14 protein-coding genes and 1 tRNA gene are annotated in these 16004 nt (G+C 64.6%); 3 read left to right on the forward strand and 12 right to left on the reverse strand.

Features of this window, described 5'->3' with window-relative positions; all coding sequences use genetic code 11:
- Positions 1-86 precede the first annotated feature (86 nt).
- The 4 genes from clpX to KKQ75_RS04620 all read right to left on the reverse strand — a co-directional run bounded on the left by clpX (position 87) and on the right by KKQ75_RS04620 (position 3759).
- On the reverse strand, positions 87-1364 hold the full coding sequence (gene clpX / locus KKQ75_RS04605; RefSeq protein WP_213360658.1) for an ATP-dependent Clp protease ATP-binding subunit ClpX: 1278 nt from the start codon (positions 1362-1364) through the stop codon (positions 87-89).
- Positions 1365-1472: 108 nt separating this feature from the next.
- Positions 1473-2105, reverse strand: a complete 633-nt coding sequence (gene clpP / locus KKQ75_RS04610; protein WP_213360660.1) for an ATP-dependent Clp endopeptidase proteolytic subunit ClpP — start codon at positions 2103-2105, stop codon at positions 1473-1475.
- Between the two features lie 189 nt (positions 2106-2294).
- The gene (tig, locus tag KKQ75_RS04615; protein WP_213360662.1) at positions 2295-3605 is read right to left on the reverse strand and encodes a trigger factor; all 1311 of its coding nucleotides are present in this window, start codon (positions 3603-3605) and stop codon (positions 2295-2297) included.
- Between the two features lie 67 nt (positions 3606-3672).
- Positions 3673-3759: transfer RNA gene (locus KKQ75_RS04620), tRNA-Leu, on the reverse strand.
- A gap of 144 nt (positions 3760-3903) precedes the next feature.
- Between KKQ75_RS04620 and hpnC the strand changes: the two genes are divergently transcribed.
- The 3 genes from hpnC (at position 3904) to hpnE (ending at position 7181) form a co-directional block, all read left to right on the forward strand.
- Complete coding sequence (hpnC, locus tag KKQ75_RS04625; protein ID WP_250131004.1) at positions 3904-4773, forward strand: squalene synthase HpnC; 870 nt, start codon at positions 3904-3906, stop codon at positions 4771-4773.
- Positions 4774-4864: 91 nt separating this feature from the next.
- Positions 4865-5728 carry a presqualene diphosphate synthase HpnD gene (gene hpnD, locus KKQ75_RS04630; RefSeq protein WP_213360663.1) on the forward strand — a complete coding sequence of 288 codons (864 nt, stop codon included), beginning with the start codon at positions 4865-4867 and terminating at the stop codon, positions 5726-5728.
- A gap of 130 nt (positions 5729-5858) precedes the next feature.
- The gene (hpnE, locus tag KKQ75_RS04635) at positions 5859-7181 is read left to right on the forward strand and encodes a hydroxysqualene dehydroxylase HpnE (protein ID WP_213360665.1); all 1323 of its coding nucleotides are present in this window, start codon (positions 5859-5861) and stop codon (positions 7179-7181) included.
- 43 nt (positions 7182-7224) lie between these two features.
- On the opposite strand, the gene der is transcribed toward hpnE, so the two are convergent.
- Genes der through rlmN form a run of 8 tightly spaced genes read right to left on the reverse strand, consistent with a single transcriptional unit; the run spans position 7225 to position 16000 of the window.
- A complete protein-coding gene (gene der, locus KKQ75_RS04640; RefSeq protein WP_213360667.1) occupies positions 7225-8565 on the reverse strand; it encodes a ribosome biogenesis GTPase Der in 1341 nt (446 codons plus the stop codon).
- Between the two features lie 15 nt (positions 8566-8580).
- On the reverse strand, positions 8581-9732 hold the full coding sequence (locus KKQ75_RS04645; protein ID WP_213360669.1) for a PQQ-binding-like beta-propeller repeat protein: 1152 nt from the start codon (positions 9730-9732) through the stop codon (positions 8581-8583).
- Positions 9733-9772: 40 nt separating this feature from the next.
- Positions 9773-10567 carry a YfgM family protein gene (locus KKQ75_RS04650; RefSeq protein WP_213360670.1) on the reverse strand — a complete coding sequence of 265 codons (795 nt, stop codon included), beginning with the start codon at positions 10565-10567 and terminating at the stop codon, positions 9773-9775.
- A gap of 58 nt (positions 10568-10625) precedes the next feature.
- On the reverse strand, positions 10626-11915 hold the full coding sequence (gene hisS / locus KKQ75_RS04655) for a histidine--tRNA ligase (RefSeq protein WP_213360671.1): 1290 nt from the start codon (positions 11913-11915) through the stop codon (positions 10626-10628).
- A gap of 57 nt (positions 11916-11972) precedes the next feature.
- Positions 11973-13241 carry a flavodoxin-dependent (E)-4-hydroxy-3-methylbut-2-enyl-diphosphate synthase gene (ispG, locus tag KKQ75_RS04660; protein WP_213360672.1) on the reverse strand — a complete coding sequence of 423 codons (1269 nt, stop codon included), beginning with the start codon at positions 13239-13241 and terminating at the stop codon, positions 11973-11975.
- Positions 13242-13255: 14 nt separating this feature from the next.
- Positions 13256-14143 carry a helix-turn-helix domain-containing protein gene (locus tag KKQ75_RS04665; RefSeq protein WP_213360673.1) on the reverse strand — a complete coding sequence of 296 codons (888 nt, stop codon included), beginning with the start codon at positions 14141-14143 and terminating at the stop codon, positions 13256-13258.
- A 17-nt stretch (positions 14144-14160) separates the two neighbouring features.
- Positions 14161-14835: a tetratricopeptide repeat protein gene (locus KKQ75_RS04670; RefSeq protein ID WP_213360674.1), complete on the reverse strand. Its 675-nt coding sequence runs from the start codon at positions 14833-14835 to the stop codon at positions 14161-14163.
- A 16-nt stretch (positions 14836-14851) separates the two neighbouring features.
- The gene (gene rlmN, locus KKQ75_RS04675) at positions 14852-16000 is read right to left on the reverse strand and encodes a 23S rRNA (adenine(2503)-C(2))-methyltransferase RlmN (RefSeq protein WP_213360676.1); all 1149 of its coding nucleotides are present in this window, start codon (positions 15998-16000) and stop codon (positions 14852-14854) included.
- Positions 16001-16004: the final 4 nt, after the last annotated feature.

A 16004-nucleotide genomic window follows, 5' to 3' on the forward strand; every position in this document is an offset into this window, starting at 1 on the left:
CTGTGCACGGGGCGTGTTGCGAGACCACGGCGCCGCACATGAAAACCGGCTCGCAGGGGAGCCGGTCAGACATCGGATGCAGCGGCTCAGGCCTGCTGCTTTTCCTTGTTGCGGTACACCAGCATCGGCGGCTTGGCGTCGTTGACCACGGATTCGTCCACAACGACCTTTTCCACATTCTGCATGCCCGGGAGGTCGAACATGGTGTCCAGCAAAGCCTGCTCCAGAATCGAGCGCAGACCACGGGCGCCAGTCTTGCGCTCCATCGCCTTGCGCGCAATCGCCTGCAGCGCCTTGGGCGTGATTTCCAGCTCCACGTCTTCCATCTGGAACAGCTTGCCGTACTGCTTGACCAGCGCGTTCTTGGGCTCGGTCAGAATCTTGATCAACGCCTTCTCGTCCAGCTCGGCCAGCGCCGTCACCACGGGCATGCGGCCGATCAGTTCGGGAATCAGGCCGTACTTGATCAGGTCTTCCGGCTCGATATTCTGGAAGATCTCGGTCAGCGTGCGGCTTTCCTTGCTGCGCACCTCGGCGCCAAAGCCGATGCCGCTGCCCGCCGTACGGCGCTCGATCACCTTTTCCAGGCCGGCAAAGGCGCCGCCGCAGATGAACAGCATGTTCGTCGTATCCACCTGCAGGAAATCCTGATTGGGGTGCTTGCGCCCGCCCTGCGGCGGAATGCTGGCCATGGTGCCTTCGATCAGCTTGAGCAGTGCCTGCTGCACGCCTTCGCCGGACACGTCGCGCGTGATGGACGGGTTGTCGGATTTGCGCGAAATCTTGTCGATCTCGTCGATGTAGATGATGCCGCGCTGCGCCTTCTCCACGTCGTATTCGCAGCTCTGCAGCAGCTTGGTGATGATGTTCTCGACGTCTTCACCCACGTAGCCGGCTTCGGTCAGGGTGGTGGCATCGGCCATCACGAAAGGCACGTTCAGCATGCGCGCCATGGTCTGCGCCAGCAGCGTCTTGCCGGAGCCGGTGGGGCCGATCAGCAGGATGTTGCTCTTGCTCAGCTCCACGTCATCCTTGCCGAGCTGCTCCTTGTGCATCAGGCGCTTGTAGTGGTTGTACACCGCCACCGCCAGCGTGCGCTTGGCGGCTTCCTGGCCGATCACGTAGTTGTCGAGGTTTTCCTTGAGCTGCGCGGGCGTGGGCAACTGCTCGCCGGCGGGCGCAGCGGCAGCCGCCTGGCTGGCATCCTCTTCCAGGATCTCGTTGCACTGGGAGATGCACTCGTTGCAGATGAATACGGACTGACCGCCGTAGCTGCCGGACACCAGTTTGTCCACCTCGTCCTGCGTCTTGCCGCAGAAGGAGCAGTGCATGGTCTTGCCGGGGGCGTCTTTTTTGCTAGTCATGGAGTGCGATTGTAGGTTAGAAAACGTTTCTAACCGTCAGTATTTACACAGTATTGTGGTAGATCAGGCCTGCCGCACCACAGCACGGCAAGCCCGACGGCAGCCGCGTCAGACGGCTTCGCCGCGATGCTTGATCACGCGGTCGACCAGACCGTAGTCCTTGGCTTCATGGGCAGCCATGAAGTAGTCGCGCTCGGTATCGCGCTCGATCTTTTCCAGCGGCTGGCCGGTGTTCTCGGACAGGATCTGGTTCAGGTCCTTGCGCAGGCGCAGGATCTCGCGCGCGTGGATCTCGATGTCGGTGGCCTGGCCCTGCGCACCGCCCAGCGGCTGGTGAATCATCACGCGCGAGTTGGGCAGGCTGAAACGCTTGCCCTTGGCACCGGAAGACAGCAGGAAGGCACCCATGCTGGCCGCCATGCCCATGCACAGCGTGGACACGTCGGGCTTGATGAACTGCATGGTGTCGTAGATCGACATGCCGGCGCTCACCGAGCCACCCGGGGAGTTGATATACAGGGAGATATCCTTGTCCGGGTTCTCGCTCTCGAGGAACAACAACTGGGCCACCACCAGATTGGCTGTCTGGTCGTTCACCGGGCCGACCAGGAACACCACGCGCTCCTTGAGCAGGCGGGAATAGATGTCGTACGAGCGCTCGCCCCGGCCGGATTGTTCGACCACCATCGGGATGAGGCCGAGGGCTTGGGCATCGAGGGCACTGTTGCGCGTGAATTGCATGCGTTGACTCCGGAAAATGGCTTTGTGGCAGATCATTCGCCGCATCTGCTGGCAGAAGACGACGCTGTCACATTATGGCAAGAATGATGCCCCAATAAATAAGGCCTGCGCGGCAGACTGCAAGCCCGCCGGCAGGCCTTTGGTTCGAGTGCGTTGCTATCGCAGGGACAGGACGCCTCGTCCAGGCGATCAGGCCTGGCCCATCAGCTCGTCGAAGCTCACCTTCTTCTCGCTGACCTTGGCCTTGCCAAGCACGAAGTCGGTGACGTTATTCTCGGTCACGACGGCTTCGATCTCGGCCATGCGCTGCTGGTCACCGGTGTACCAGCGGGCCACGTCCTCGGGCTTCTCGTAGCTGGCAGCCAGTTCCTGCACGTGGGCCTGCACCTGCTCGGGCGTGGCCAGCAGGTTGTTGGCACGCACCAGGTCGGCCACGATCAGGCCCAGGCGCACGCGACGCTCGGCCTGGTCCTTGAACAGGTCGCCGGGGATCGGAGCCTTGTCGGCGTCCTTGATGCCGCGCTGCTTCAGGTCGGCACGGGCATTGGCCACCATGTTGTTGATCTCGGCCTGCACACTGGCCTTGGGCAGGTCCAGCTCGGCGTTGGCCACCAGGGCATCCATCACAGCCGTCTTGTTGCGGGCCAGCACGCGGTACTTGACCTCGCGCTCCAGGTTCTTGCGGATGTCGGCACGCAGGCCGTCCACGGTGGCTTCGGCCACGCCCAGCTGCTTGGCGAACTCGTCGTTCACTTCGGGCAGGTGGGCGGCTTCCAGCTTCTTCACGGTCACCAGGAAGTCTGCCGTCTTGCCAGCCACGTCCTTGCCGTGGTAGTCCTCGGGGAAGGCCAGCGGGAAAGTCTTGCTCTCGCCGATCTTCATGCCGCGCACGGCGTCTTCGAACTCGGCCAGCATCTGGCCTTCGCCGACCAGGTACTGGAAGTCTTCGGCCTTGCCGCCGGCGAACACTTCACCGTCGATCTTGCCTTCGAAGTCCACGGTCACGCGGTCGCCGTCCACGGCCGGCTCGTCCTTGCCGCGCTGACTGAAGGTGCGGCGCTGCTTGCGCAGGATGTCGATGGTGCGCTCGACGGCAGCATCGTCCACCTCGGCGGTCAGCTTCTCGACTTCGGCTTCGGCCAGATCCTTGAACTGCACTTCGGGGTACACCTCGAACACGGCGTCGAACAGCATCTCGCCTTCGGCGGCACCTTCCTTCTCGCTGATGGAGGGCTGGCCGGCCACGCGCAGATCGGCTTCGGTGGCAGCCTTGAAGAAGGCTTCGCCAACCTTGTCGTTGATCACTTCATACTGGACACCGGGGCCGTACTGGTTGGCCACCACGCTCAGCGGCACCTTGCCAGGACGGAAGCCGTCCATCTTGACGGTGCGGGCCAGACGCTGCAGGCGCTTGGTCACTTCATCCTGCACTTCCTTGACGGGCACGGACAGGACGATCTTGCGCTCCAGCTTTTCCAGGGTTTCGACGTTCACGGACATGGGTGTGTTCCTTTGATCAGGCTAATGCAAGCGGCGCCGGGGACGGGCTTGCCATGAAAAGAATCTGTGGTGCGCGGGGGGGGACTCGAACCCCCACACCATTGCTGGCGTCAGGACCTAAACCTGGTGCGTCTACCAATTTCGCCACCCGCGCTTGCGTTTGCGGATCAGTCACACCTGGGGCGGCTTCACCGAAAACGGGTAACATGCGATTTTAGCTGGCAAAAAGCCCGGTTTAGGGGCCCGGACAGATAATTCTGCCCTGCCACCCCGGTTTTTACTGTTACCTTCCGCATCCGTGCCTTCTCCCACCCCGCCACCTGTCACGCATTACGAGAACTTTCCGGTGGCGAGCCTGCTGTGCCCGAAGCCACTGCGACCGGCGGTGGCAGCCATCTATCATTTCGCGCGCACTGCCGACGATCTGGCGGATGAAGGCGAACTGGAGGCCGGCGAGCGTCTGCTGGCGTTGCACCGCTATCGCCGGGCGCTGGAACTGGCCACTGCGCCTGCGCCCTACCCGGCTGATGGCGACTGGCCGGACGTGATGCCCCCCCTGCAGCATGCCGTGAGGCAACACGATCTGCCCGCGGCTCTGCTGCACGACCTGCTCACGGCCTTTGAACGTGACATCCTGCATTCGGAAGCCGTCGCCGTCTACCCCCGCCATGATGACCTGATCGACTACGCCCGCTATTCCGCCAATCCGGTGGGACGGCTGATGTTGCACCTGTATGGCGTGCGCTCGGAGCCTGCGCTGCGACAGAGCGATGCCATCTGCACCGCGCTGCAGCTGTTCAACTTCTGGCAGGACATCTCGGTGGACGTGTCCCGCGGCCGCTACTACCTGCCGCAGGATCTGGCGGATCGCCATGGCGTGGATTGCCGTGACCCCATGCATGCACCGGCAGCGCAGCGAGCAGCCCTGCTGCAAGAATTGCTGGAACGCGCGCGCGGGCTGATGTCGCAAGGGGCGGCGTTGCCGGAAGCCGTGGCTGGTATCGCCGGCCGCAAGGCCGCCTGGGAGCTGCGCCTGGTCATGCAAGGCGGGCTGCGCATCGGGGAAAAAACCGCGAAACTGGGAGCGGAAGCCTTCAGCAAGCGACCTCGCATCGGAGCCATGGATGGGCTGCTCATGCTCGCCCGCAGCCTGCAGCCCTTGCGCTGAACGTCCTGCACACGGCAGAGCAAGCCCCCCCCCGTCACGCCGGCGCCCCATTTGCATGGGACAATAGCCGCCACTCCCACTGAGCGCACCCATGTCCGAAACCACGCCCGCCACGCCCCAGCAGTACGTCCAGCAAAAAGCCGCCGCATCCGGCAGCAGCTTCTACTATGCGTTCCTGTTCCTGCCCGCCGAACGACGCGCCGCCATCACGGCCTTCTATGCGTTCTGCCGCGAAGTGGATGACGTGGTGGATGAAGTGAGCGACCCGAGCCTGGCACAGACCAAGCTGGCGTGGTGGGAAAACGAGGTGCGACAGTCCTTTGCCGGCAAGCCCACGCATCCCGTCATGCGCGCCCTGATGCGGCACGCCCCCACCTTCGGAATCGAGCAGCGTCACCTGATGGCGGTGATCGAAGGCTGCCAAATGGACCTGCAGCAAACGCGCTACCTCGACTTTGCCGGGCTGCAGCGCTACTGCCACCTTGTCGCCGGCATCGTCGGCGAAGTCTCGGCCCGCATCTTCGGCCAGACCGAACAGCAAACCACCGAATACGCACACCAACTCGGCCTGGCGCTGCAGCTCACCAACATCATCCGCGACGTCGGCGAAGACGCCATGCGCGGCCGCATCTACCTGCCCATCAGCGACCTGCAGCACTTCGGCGTCAAGGCCAGCTCCATTCTGGCACGCGAATACAGTCCGGAGTTTGTCGAGATGATGCGCTACCAGGCCCAACGCGCACACCAGTACTACGACAAGGCTCTGGCCCTGTTGCCCGCGTCAGAGCGCCGCGCCCAGAAACCCGGCCTGATGATGGCCAGCATCTACCGCACCCTGCTGCGCGAGATCGAACAGGAAAACTTCCAGGTGCTGCACCAGCGCATCAGCCTGACGCCGCTGCGCAAGTTCTGGCTGGCCTGGAAGGTGCAGGCGCTGGGAGCGCACCGGATCTGAGGGCGGGTAGCAGTGACTCGGAAGGCGAACAAAAGCCCGCGCACGTCCGGCGACCTGGGCCTATGCCGGAGCCACTGATATGAGAGTGCCACAGCCCGACACGTTCGCAACCGTGGGTCCGGAAATGCAAATGCCACTGCAAGTCGCGGTTATCGGCGCCGGCTGGGCAGGATGCGCCGCGGCCGTGGCCGCAACACGCCAGGGGCACGCGGTGACGCTCTTCGAAGCCGCTGCCGAACCCGGCGGCCGGGCGCGCAGCGTCACGCTGCCGGACGGCACTACGCTGGACAACGGCCAGCACATTCTGATCGGCGCCTACCGCGAATCCCTGCGTCTGATGCAGGAGCTTGGCGTGGATACACAGAGCGCCCTGCTCCGCCTGCCTCTGGATCTGCGCACACCCGATGGCCATGGACTGTGCATGCCTTCACCCGCCGGCCACCCGCAGCTCGATGTACTGCGCGCCATCCTGCGGGCGCGCGGATGGAGCTGGGCGGCGCGGCTCTCGCTGCTGCGGGTTGCTGCCCGCTGGCAATGGCAGCGCTTCCGCGCAGCGGAACGCGCAACGGTGCAGGACGTGTGCCATGGCCTGCATCCGCGCGTGATGGCCGATCTTGTCACGCCCCTGTGCATATCCGCTTTCAACAGCCAGCCTGCAGACACCAGTGGCTCGGTATTTCTGCGCGTACTGCAGGATGCCCTGCTGGCCGAACGCGGTGGTTCGGATGCGCTGATTGCACGCGAGTCGCTCGGCGAACTGCTGCCCCGCCCCGCCGCACAGTGGCTGGAACGCAAGGGAGCCAGCGTCCATCTCGGCTGTCGCGTACGAGTGATCCATCGATCACATCAGGGAATGTGGGAGCTTGCGCACGACTGCAAGGCAGCGGCCTCACAGGTCGGGCGTTTTGACCGCATCATTCTGGCCGTACCCGCACGTGAGGCAGCGCGCCTGGTCAGCAGCATTGCCCCGAAATGGGCCGACGTTGCCCGGACTTTGCAGCATGCGCCCATCGCCACTACCTACGCCCGGTACGTTGGCTCCAAACCGCTGCCCCCCATGCAGGCCCTGCGCGACACCCCGGAACGCCCCGCACAATTCGTCTTCAGCCACGATGCGCAGGCGAGAACAACAAGTGGCGGCCGCAAGGAACAACTGCTGGCTTTCGTGACCAGTTGCTGCGAACTGGAGCGAGACGCCCTGGAAAACGCCATCCGGGCACAGGCCAGCGAGCAACTCGGCCTGGAGCAGCTCGACATCATCGCCACGCTGGTAGACAAGCGTGCGACCTTTATGTGCCACGCTGGGGTGCTGCGTCCTCCGGCCGGTATCGCTGCAGGTCTGCAAGCTTGCGGGGATTACGTGGAAGGTCCTTATCCGGCGACTCTGGAAGGCGCCGTCCGTAGTGGCCTGGCTGCGGCAACAGCCTTGCCTGCCGCATCGGTTAACTGCTGACTACTGACTGCTGACGACAGACCGCAGACCGCAGACCGCCAGCTTACTCCTTGTCCGCGTACGGGTTGTGCGAGGTTTTCATCTCGATGCGCAGCGGCGTGCCGATCAGGTTGAACTGCTTGCGCAGCCGGCCTTCCAGATAGCGCTTGTAGGCATCGGTGACGTGTTCCAGCGAATTGCCGTGCACCACCACCACCGGCGGATTCATGCCGCCCTGGTGCGCATAGCGCAGCTTGGGACGGAACATGCCCGAGCGCTTGGGCGCCTGGAATTGCACTGCCTCGTGCAGCAGTCGCGTGAGCTGCGGCGTGGACATCTTGATGTTCGCCGCCTTGTGCGCCTGGATGATGGACTGCCATACCGGGCCCAGACCCTGGCGCTTGATGGCAGAAATATAGTGCAGCGCGGCAAACTTGAGGAATGCCAGCCGCGTCTCCACCGAACGCAGCACCAGCTCGCGCTGGTACTCGTCAACTGCGTCCCACTTGTTGATCGCCACCACCACGGCGCGACCACTTTCCAGGATGAAGCCGGCGATATGCGCGTCCTGGTCCGTCACGCCCTGCGTGGCATCCAGCAACAGCAGCACCACGTTGGCCGACTCGATCGCCTGCAGTGTCTTGACCACCGAGAACTTCTCGATCGCCTCGAACACCTTGCCCTTGCGCCGCAGGCCGGCGGTATCGATCAGCTCGAATTTCTGGCCGTTGCGCTCGAAAGGCACGCTGATGGCATCCCGCGTGGTGCCCGGCATGTCGAAGGCCACCAGGCGCTCCTCGCCCAGCCAGGTGTTGATCAGCGTGGACTTGCCGACGTTCGGACGGCCGGCCACGGCCAGCTTGATGACGCCTTCGCTTTCATCCGGCGCATCTTCGTCCGGCTCGGGCATGCCGATGCTGTCGAGTGCAAAATCGATCAGGCTGCGAATGCCCTGGCCGTGCGCCGCCGATACGGGGTACACCTCGCCCAAGCCGAGCTCGTAGAAGTCGACCAGTTGCTGGCCTTCCTTCATGCCCTCGGCCTTGTTGGCCACCAGGATGGCGGTCTTGCCCAGGCGACGCAGGTAGTTGGCAATGTCATGATCCTGTGCCGACAAGCCGGCACGCGCGTCCACGATGAACAGCACCACATCCGCCTCGGCCACGGCCTGCTGCGTCTGGCGCGCCATTTCGCGGAAGATGCTGCCTTCGCCCGCATCGGGCTCGAAGCCCCCCGTATCGATGACGATGTATTCGCGTCGCCCCTGGCGGCCGTTGCCATAGTGGCGGTCCCGCGTCAGGCCGGCAAAGTCGGCCACGATCGCGTCCCGCGACTTGGTCATCCGGTTGAACAGCGTGGATTTGCCCACATTGGGCCGCCCGACAAGGGCAATGACAGGTTTCATGACAAACAATCAGGATCAGCGGGCTTGAATGGCGGTGACGGTGCCCTTGCTGCCCACGACAATCACCGAGTTGCCGGCCAGCACCGGCGCCACCCGGATCGGGGCACCATCGGTGGCAACACGGTTCACCAGGGCGCCGCTCTGGCGCGCCAGCACATGCACATAACCCTGTGCGTCACCCACCAGCACCTGGTTGCCGGCCACCAGCGGCGCGCCCAGGCCGCGGTAACGCAGCGTGGTGTTGTTCCACACCGGATTGCCGTTGGCACGTTCCCAGGCCACCACGTTGCCGGAGTCATCGCTACCGACCACGATCTGGGCATCGCCGGAAATGCCGGTCGACCCCGTGCTGGGCTGGCTCCACACGGTGTTGCCGCCGCCACCCAGCACGGCACAGCTCACGCCGGCCTGGAAGGTGCGCGTGCACAGGCTGCCGCCCTCGCGCGATGCGGGAGCCAGCACGTCGCCCATGCGGGCCACGTCGGTACCGCCACGGGCGCTGGCAACGCTGACCTGCATCAGCGGGGTGCCGTCGTCGGGATTGAACGCCACCACGCGGCCAGACACGCCTGCCAGCAGCGCACCACCAGCGGCAGTCAGCAGCGAGCCCTGACGCAGCACCAGCCCGTCATCAGCGGCACGGGCCTTCTGCGTCCACAGGCGGAAGCCATTGCCGCCATCGTAGGCGGCCACGCTGCGGTCGGCACCCAGCACGAACACACGGCCACCCGCCACCAGCGGCGCAGTATAGACACGCGTATCCAGCGGGATGCGCCATTGCTCCTTGCCACCCCGCAGGGCGACCAGTTCGTTGCGGTCGGTCACCACGGCTGCCGTGGTGCCATCGCTGCCGACACCGGCGCTGATCCCCTTGCCGACGGAAGCCTGCCACAGCACGGAACCGCTGCCGGCCTGCATGGCCTGCACGTTGCCGCGGCTGTCAGCCACCACAATCTCGTTGCCAACCGTTGCTACCTGCAGCGGGAAATTCACCTCGGCAGGCAGCTTCTGGCTCCAGGCCACGCCGGCCGGCACGCTGGCCGGGTTGGCCTGCAGCGGCGACGGCGGCGGAGGCTTGTTGCCGGAACAGGCCGCCAGGACGGCCACCGTGCAGGATGCCAGCAGCCAGCGGCCAGCGGAGGACTTCAGGGAGCGACGCGGGATCATGCTGTCTCCTTCGGAAAATGGTCGGACGGATTCTTGGCGATCAGCCGGCAGAAGCCGGTGCGCTGGCAGGCGCAGCTGCGCTCGAAGCGGCAGCGGAGGCTGCGGGTGCTGTGATACTGGCCGGTGCTTCTGCAGGGGCAGCCTCCTCGGCAGCATCCTGCTTGCCGAAATTCGGATCGATGGTGCTGACGTCTACGCCCAGCGCCGTCAGCTTCATGGCGATCATCTGACGGTACGGCTGGCCGGCTTCGATGCCCTTGAACGCGGTGGTATAGGACTTGATGGCCTCGGCATTCTTGCCCTGCAGCGACTGCACATCACCCAGGCGATCGGCGGCCAGAGCGGCAAATTCGGGCTGGATGTCGGTGGAGAGCTGCTGCACGGCCTGATCGTACTGCTTCTGCTGCGTCAACAGCGAGGCCAGTTGCAGCCTGGCCAGGCTTTGCAGGCCCTTGTCGGTCGAGGAAGCGGCAGCAGCCGACAAGGCATTACGCGCCTGGTCCAGCTGACCCTTCTCGAAGAACACCTTGGCTGCCAAAAGGTTGGCCTGCTGTGCATAGGTGGTCGACTTGTAATCATCCTGCATGGCCTTGAGCGAACTGGCCAGCTTGGTCGTATCGCCCGCCTCGGCGTTGGCCTGCACCTGGTCGTACAGACCGGAAGCCTGGCCCGCCTGGCGCGACTGGTACCAGTCGTAGCCACGCCAGCCGGCAAAACCCAGCAGCGCCACGATGAGCACGCCGCTGATCAGGTTGCCCCAGCGCTCCCAGAAGTGCTTGAGCTTGTCGAGTTGTTCCTGTTCTTCCAGGTCGAGGTTCTGAATCTGAATCGCCATGCTTGTTCGAGCGTCCTGTCAAAAATGTCGTGATGCAAGGCCATGCCTTGCCCACGCGTCAATCCGATGATTGTAGGCGGTTCGCCCACTGCGCAATTTCGGCCAGCGGTTTTTTCTCCTGCGCGCCGGCTCCGTCACGCAGCGATTTCACCGTAACGCAGCCTTCGGCCACTTCGTCGGCACCGAACACGAGCGCATAACGCGCCCCGCTGCCGTCTGCCTTCTTGAATTGCGACTTGAAGCTGCCCATCTCGGCCGTGGCGCTGGCATGCATCTGCACCGAGACCCCCGCCATGCGCAGCTGCTGGATGGCCTGCATCGCCACCGGCAGGCTGGCCATGTCGGGAATCACGGCATAGGCATCCGGCACCGGGATGGCCGGCAGCAGGTTCTGCTCCTTCAGCAGCTCCAGCACACGTTCCACGCCCATGGCCCAGCCCACGCCAGGGGCCGGCTTGCCGCCCACCTGCTCGACCAGACCATCGTAACGGCCGCCGGCGCAGATGGTGCCCTGGGCGCCCAGGCTTTCTGTAATGAATTCAAACACGGTCAGGTTGTAATAGTCCAGACCGCGGACCAGACGCGGGTTGATGGTGAACTCCACGCCGTTGCTGCGCAGGATGGCCTGCAGCGTCTCGAATGCCTGCAACGAGGCTTCGCCCAGGAAATCCAGCAGGCGCGGGGCAGATTCCACCACCGGCTTCATCGCCGGATTCTTGGTATCCAGAATGCGCAGCGGGTTGCTGTACAGACGGCGCTTGCCGTCCTCGTCCAGCAGGTCGGCATGGGCCTCGAAATGGCGGATCAGCGCCTCGCGGTGCGCCTTGCGCTCGTCGGGCTGGCCCAGGCTGTTGATTTCCAGCCGAACATCGCGCACGCCCAACTGTTGCCACAGGCTGTGTGCCAGCAGGATCAGCTCGGCATCGACATGCGCACCGGCAAAGCCCAGCGCTTCGGCGCCTACCTGGTGGAACTGGCGGTAGCGGCCGCGCTGCGGGCGCTCATGGCGGAACATGGGGCCCATGTAGTACAGGCGCTTGCCACCTTCGTACAGCAGGTTGTTCTCGACCACGGCGCGCACCACGCCGGCGGTGTTCTCCGGGCGCAGCGTCAGCGCCTCACCGTTGAGCTTATCCTCGAAGGAGTACATCTCCTTCTCGACCACGTCCGTGACTTCGCCAAGGCTGCGCACGAACAGGCCGGTGGGCTCGACGATGGGGGTGCGGATGTTGCGGTAGGCAAAGCGCGCCATTACCTCGCGCACTTGCTGTTCCAGCCATTCCCAGTGCGCCGACTGCGGCGGCAGCACATCGTTCATTCCCTTGATTGCGGTAATTTTTTCAGCCATGGTATGCATTGCGGCCGGCTCTGGCGCGCAATGCGCACATCAGGCCGTGCCGGTGTTTTATTGGGCGCCGCTGGCGCCGAAACGGTTTTCGATATAACGGGTGACGAGCTGCTCGAACTCGGCAGCGATGCCCTCGCCGCGCAGCGTGAGGGCTTTCTCGCCGTCGATGTAGACAGGTGCAGCGGGCGCCTCGCCGGTGCCGGGCAGGCTGATGCCGATGTCGGCATGCTTGCTTTCGCCGGGGCCGTTGACGATGCAGCCCATCACGGCAACCTTCATCTTTTCCACGCCCGGATACTGCTCTCGCCAGACCGGCATCTGCGCGCGCAGGAAGTCATCGATCTGCTTGGCCAGTTCCTGGAAAGTGCTGCTGGTGGTGCGGCCGCAGCCCGGGCAGGCGGTAACGCTGGGAACGAAAGTGCGCAGGCCGAGCGCCTGCAGGATTTCGGACGCGATCACCACTTCCTGCGTGCGCGGCTCGCCCGGCTGCGGCGTGAGCGAAACGCGGATGGTGTCGCCAATGCCTTCCTGCAGCAGCACCGACAGGGCTGCGGTGGAAGCCACGGTGCCCTTGGTGCCCATGCCGGCCTCGGTCAGGCCCAGGTGCAGCGGGTAGTTGCAGCGCTGCGCCAGGGCGCGATAGACGGCGATCAGGTCCTGCACGCCACTGACCTTGCAGGACAGCAGGATCTGGTTCTTGGGCATACCCATCTCGACGGCACGCTGGGCGGAGCCGATGGCCGACGCCATCAGCGCCTCGTACATCACCTGCTGGCCGCTCCAGGGATTGGCGCGACGGCTGTTCTCGTCCATCATGCCGGCCAGCAGCTCCTGATCCAGGCTGCCCCAGTTCACACCGATGCGCACCGGCTTGTCCCAGCGCATGGCGGCTTCGATCATCTGGCCGAACTGCTTGTCCTTCTTGTCGCCCTTGCCCACGTTGCCCGGGTTGATGCGGTATTTGGACAAGGCTTGCGCACAATCAGGAAATTCTGTCAAAAGACGGTGGCCGTTATAGTGAAAATCCCCGATCAGCGGCACATCGATGCCCATTCGGTCGAGCTGCTCGCGCACATACGGCACGGCCTGCGCGGCCTCGGGCGTGTTGACGGTAATGCGCACCAGCTCGGAGCCGGCCTGCGCAAGCTCCTTGATCTGGATGGCCGTACCAACGGCGTCCACCGTATCGGTATTGGTCATCGATTGCACACGCACCGGCGCATCGCCGCCGATGGTCACCACGCGCTCGCCATGGCGCACAACGGCCTGCAGCGTGGCATGGCGGGCCGGAGCAGCAACCGGTACGGGATCGGTAGTCAGCAGCATGAGGAATATTCCGTTTACTTGAGTTCGAAACGTGCCACGCCGATCGAGGCCACGCTGGCCATGTCGAAGGGCTGGCCGCGGTCAGTCAGCTGCACGTTCTCGGCACGGCCGATGGTGACACGCACCGGATAGGCGGCAATGGCAACCTGATCGCTTTCGCCCGCCTTGAGCGTGCGCTCGTAGACAGTCTTGCCCGCGGCAGAACGCACCTGGACCCAGGTTTCGCCTACCGCGCGCAAAGTCAGGCCTTCGCCGGCGGGTGCCGGGGCCGCAGCAACGGCACTGGCGGCTGCGTCTGGTGCCGAGGCGGCCGGTGCCGGCTGCAGAGTCAGGGGCGCCGGCTGCAGGTTGGACGGAGCGGCCGCGGGCGAAGCCTGCAGATTGGTCAGCGAACCCTGCGCCGGCGCCGCGGATGCGGCATCAGCCGCCGGAGCCGCACTGGCAGCGCTGGCTGCAGCACGGGCACTGCCGAGCTTGCTGCTCAGCGTGGGATACAGGAACAGCACCAGCGCGCCTGCCGCCAGCACGCCGGCACCAACAATCGCCCAGGGCGGAATGCCGCCGGAGCGCATGCCGGAACCGAAGCGGTGCGGGCTGAACGGCGCGTTGATGGATTCGTCATCGGTGGCGATGCGTGGCTTGTCATCGGGCAGCTTGGCCAGCACCGGATGCGGGTCGGCATCGAGGTAACGGCAAATATTGGCCGACAGGCCGCGGGCAAAGTATGCCGGCAGCGAAACGAGGTTGTCCTGCTCCAGCGCCTCGATCTTCTGCGGCGGCACCTTCATCGCCGCGGCGAGCACCTCGAGCTCCACACCGGCATGCTCCCGCAGGCCGCGCAGCATCTGGCCAGCCGTCTGGCTGGAATCGAATTGGTAGGAAGCTTTGACTGCTTGATTCATGGTGCGTCGTTCTGTCGTTAATCGTTCCAAGCCTGGCGCTGGTAACGCTGCATTTCTGCGGAATCAGGAAACTGCTGCTGCAGGCGGCGGGCATAGTCGCTGACTGCCTGCGCATGGCCCAGCTGGTGTTCGGCACGCATGCCCAGCCACAGCGAGGCCGCACTCGGTTGCTGTTCGTTGGCTGCTTTGGCATGGCTGGCCGCCTGCGCCGCCTGCCCCGCCTTCAGCGCACAGGTGCCGGCTGCCAGATGGGTGCGCGGCTTGCCCGCATAGGCGGGCTCGGCCAATGCCTGCGCAAATTGCTGCACCGACTCTTCGTAGACGCCCTGCTCACACAGCAGCAAACCCAGATTATGCCGCGCGTCTGCGTCATGTCCGTTAAGGCGTACGGCCTGGCGCCAGCTGCGCTCCGCTCCGGCTCGGTCGCCCTGTTGCAGCAGGATCAGGCCCTGCAGGTTGTAGGCCGGACCATGGCGAGGGTCGGCAGCCAGTGCCTGCCGGACTTCTTCGAGCGCCACGGCGGATTGTCCGTTCTGGAAATAACCCAGGGCCAATTCCATGCGCAAGCGGGCACGCTGCTGCGCGCTGGTATCGGAAGCGACTGTGCCGGCGGTATTGCTGCACGCCCCCAGGCCCACCATCAGGACCAGGGCACCCAGCCAGAACGGCAGGCCCAGGCGCCGACAAAGCATTGCGCGAACCCGGCCCTCAGTCGCCACGGGCTTCCTCGCCTGCGGCACGGACAGCGATATCGGCCTTGCGCTGCAGCACGATGCGCTGCTCGACACGGGTGCGGTCCTTCACGTCGCCCGCCAGCTGGCCGCAGGCGGCGTCGATGTCATCCCCGCGCGTCTTGCGCACGGTGGTGACGATGCCCGCCTCATTGAGCAGGCGGCCGAACTCCTGCACCACGGCGTTGGAAGAGCGCTTCAGGCCCGATGCCGGGAAGGGGTTGAAAGGAATCAGGTTGAACTTGCACCAGGCGCCCTTGCCCGAACTGCGGACCAGATCGATCAGCTGGCGCGCATGCTCGGGCTGGTCGTTGACGCCATCAAGCATGCAGTATTCGAAGGTGATGAAGTCGCGCGGGGCGAACTCCAGATAGCGCTGACAGGCCTGCATCAGCTCGGCCAGCGGGTATTTGCGGTTGAGCGGCACCAGATGGTCGCGCAGCGCATCGTTCGGCGCGTGCAGCGATACTGCCAGCGCCACGGCGCAGTCCTGCGAGAGGCGGTCCATGATGGGCACCACGCCCGAGGTGGACACCGTCACGCGGCGGCGCGACAGGCCATAGCCATGGTCATCCAGCATGATGCGCAGCGCCGGCACCAGGGCGCCATAGTTCTGCAGCGGCTCGCCCATGCCCATCATCACCACGTTGGAGATGACGCGCTCATCGGTCTGCAGGTGCTTGCGCAGAAAATGTTCGGCAAACCACAGCTGCGCCATGATTTCGCCAGTGGTGAGGTTGCGGCTGAAGCCCTGGTGTCCGGTAGAGCAAAAGCGGCAACCCACCGCACAGCCCGCCTGCGATGAAACGCACAGCGTGCCGCGATCGGTTTCGGGGATGAAGACGGTTTCGACGGCGTTGCCGTCGCCCACGTCAAACAGCCATTTGATGGTGCCATCGGCAGACATGTGCTGCGACACCACGGGCAGCGGCTCTACTACCGCCACACCGGCCAGTTTTTCACGCAGGGATTTGGCCAAGTCGCTCATCTGCGCGAAGTCGGATACACCCTTCTGGTGGATCCAGCGGAACAGCTGGGTGGCGCGGAAGCGCTTCTCGCCCAGCTGGCCGCACCACGCCACCAGCCCTTCGAGGTCGAAATCGAGCAGGTTGATGGCGGTGGTCATGCGT

It is taken from the genome of Brachymonas denitrificans (assembly GCF_907163135.1).
GTDB classification, from domain to species: domain Bacteria; phylum Pseudomonadota; class Gammaproteobacteria; order Burkholderiales; family Burkholderiaceae_C; genus Brachymonas; species Brachymonas denitrificans_A.

Bases quoted from the DNA above. Each gene is read 5' to 3' on its own strand.
- KKQ75_RS04645 (WP_213360669.1), bottom strand. From the start codon at position 9,732: ATGATCCCGCGTCGCTCCCTGAAGTCCTCCGCTGGCCGCTGGCTGCTG.
- KKQ75_RS04650 (WP_213360670.1), bottom strand. From the start codon at position 10,567: ATGGCGATTCAGATTCAGAACCTCGACCTGGAAGAACAGGAACAACTC.
- hpnE (WP_213360665.1), top strand. From the start codon at position 5,859: ATGCCACTGCAAGTCGCGGTTATCGGCGCCGGCTGGGCAGGATGCGCC.
- KKQ75_RS04670 (WP_213360674.1), bottom strand. From the start codon at position 14,835: ATGCTTTGTCGGCGCCTGGGCCTGCCGTTCTGGCTGGGTGCCCTGGTC.
- hisS (WP_213360671.1), bottom strand. From the start codon at position 11,915: ATGGCTGAAAAAATTACCGCAATCAAGGGAATGAACGATGTGCTGCCG.
- clpP (WP_213360660.1), bottom strand. From the start codon at position 2,105: ATGCAATTCACGCGCAACAGTGCCCTCGATGCCCAAGCCCTCGGCCTC.
- ispG (WP_213360672.1), bottom strand. From the start codon at position 13,241: ATGCTGCTGACTACCGATCCCGTACCGGTTGCTGCTCCGGCCCGCCAT.
- tig (WP_213360662.1), bottom strand. From the start codon at position 3,605: ATGTCCGTGAACGTCGAAACCCTGGAAAAGCTGGAGCGCAAGATCGTC.
- KKQ75_RS04665 (WP_213360673.1), bottom strand. From the start codon at position 14,143: ATGAATCAAGCAGTCAAAGCTTCCTACCAATTCGATTCCAGCCAGACG.
- der (WP_213360667.1), bottom strand. From the start codon at position 8,565: ATGAAACCTGTCATTGCCCTTGTCGGGCGGCCCAATGTGGGCAAATCC.
- clpX (WP_213360658.1), bottom strand. From the start codon at position 1,364: ATGACTAGCAAAAAAGACGCCCCCGGCAAGACCATGCACTGCTCCTTC.
- rlmN (WP_213360676.1), bottom strand. From the start codon at position 16,000: ATGACCACCGCCATCAACCTGCTCGATTTCGACCTCGAAGGGCTGGTG.
- hpnD (WP_213360663.1), top strand. From the start codon at position 4,865: ATGTCCGAAACCACGCCCGCCACGCCCCAGCAGTACGTCCAGCAAAAA.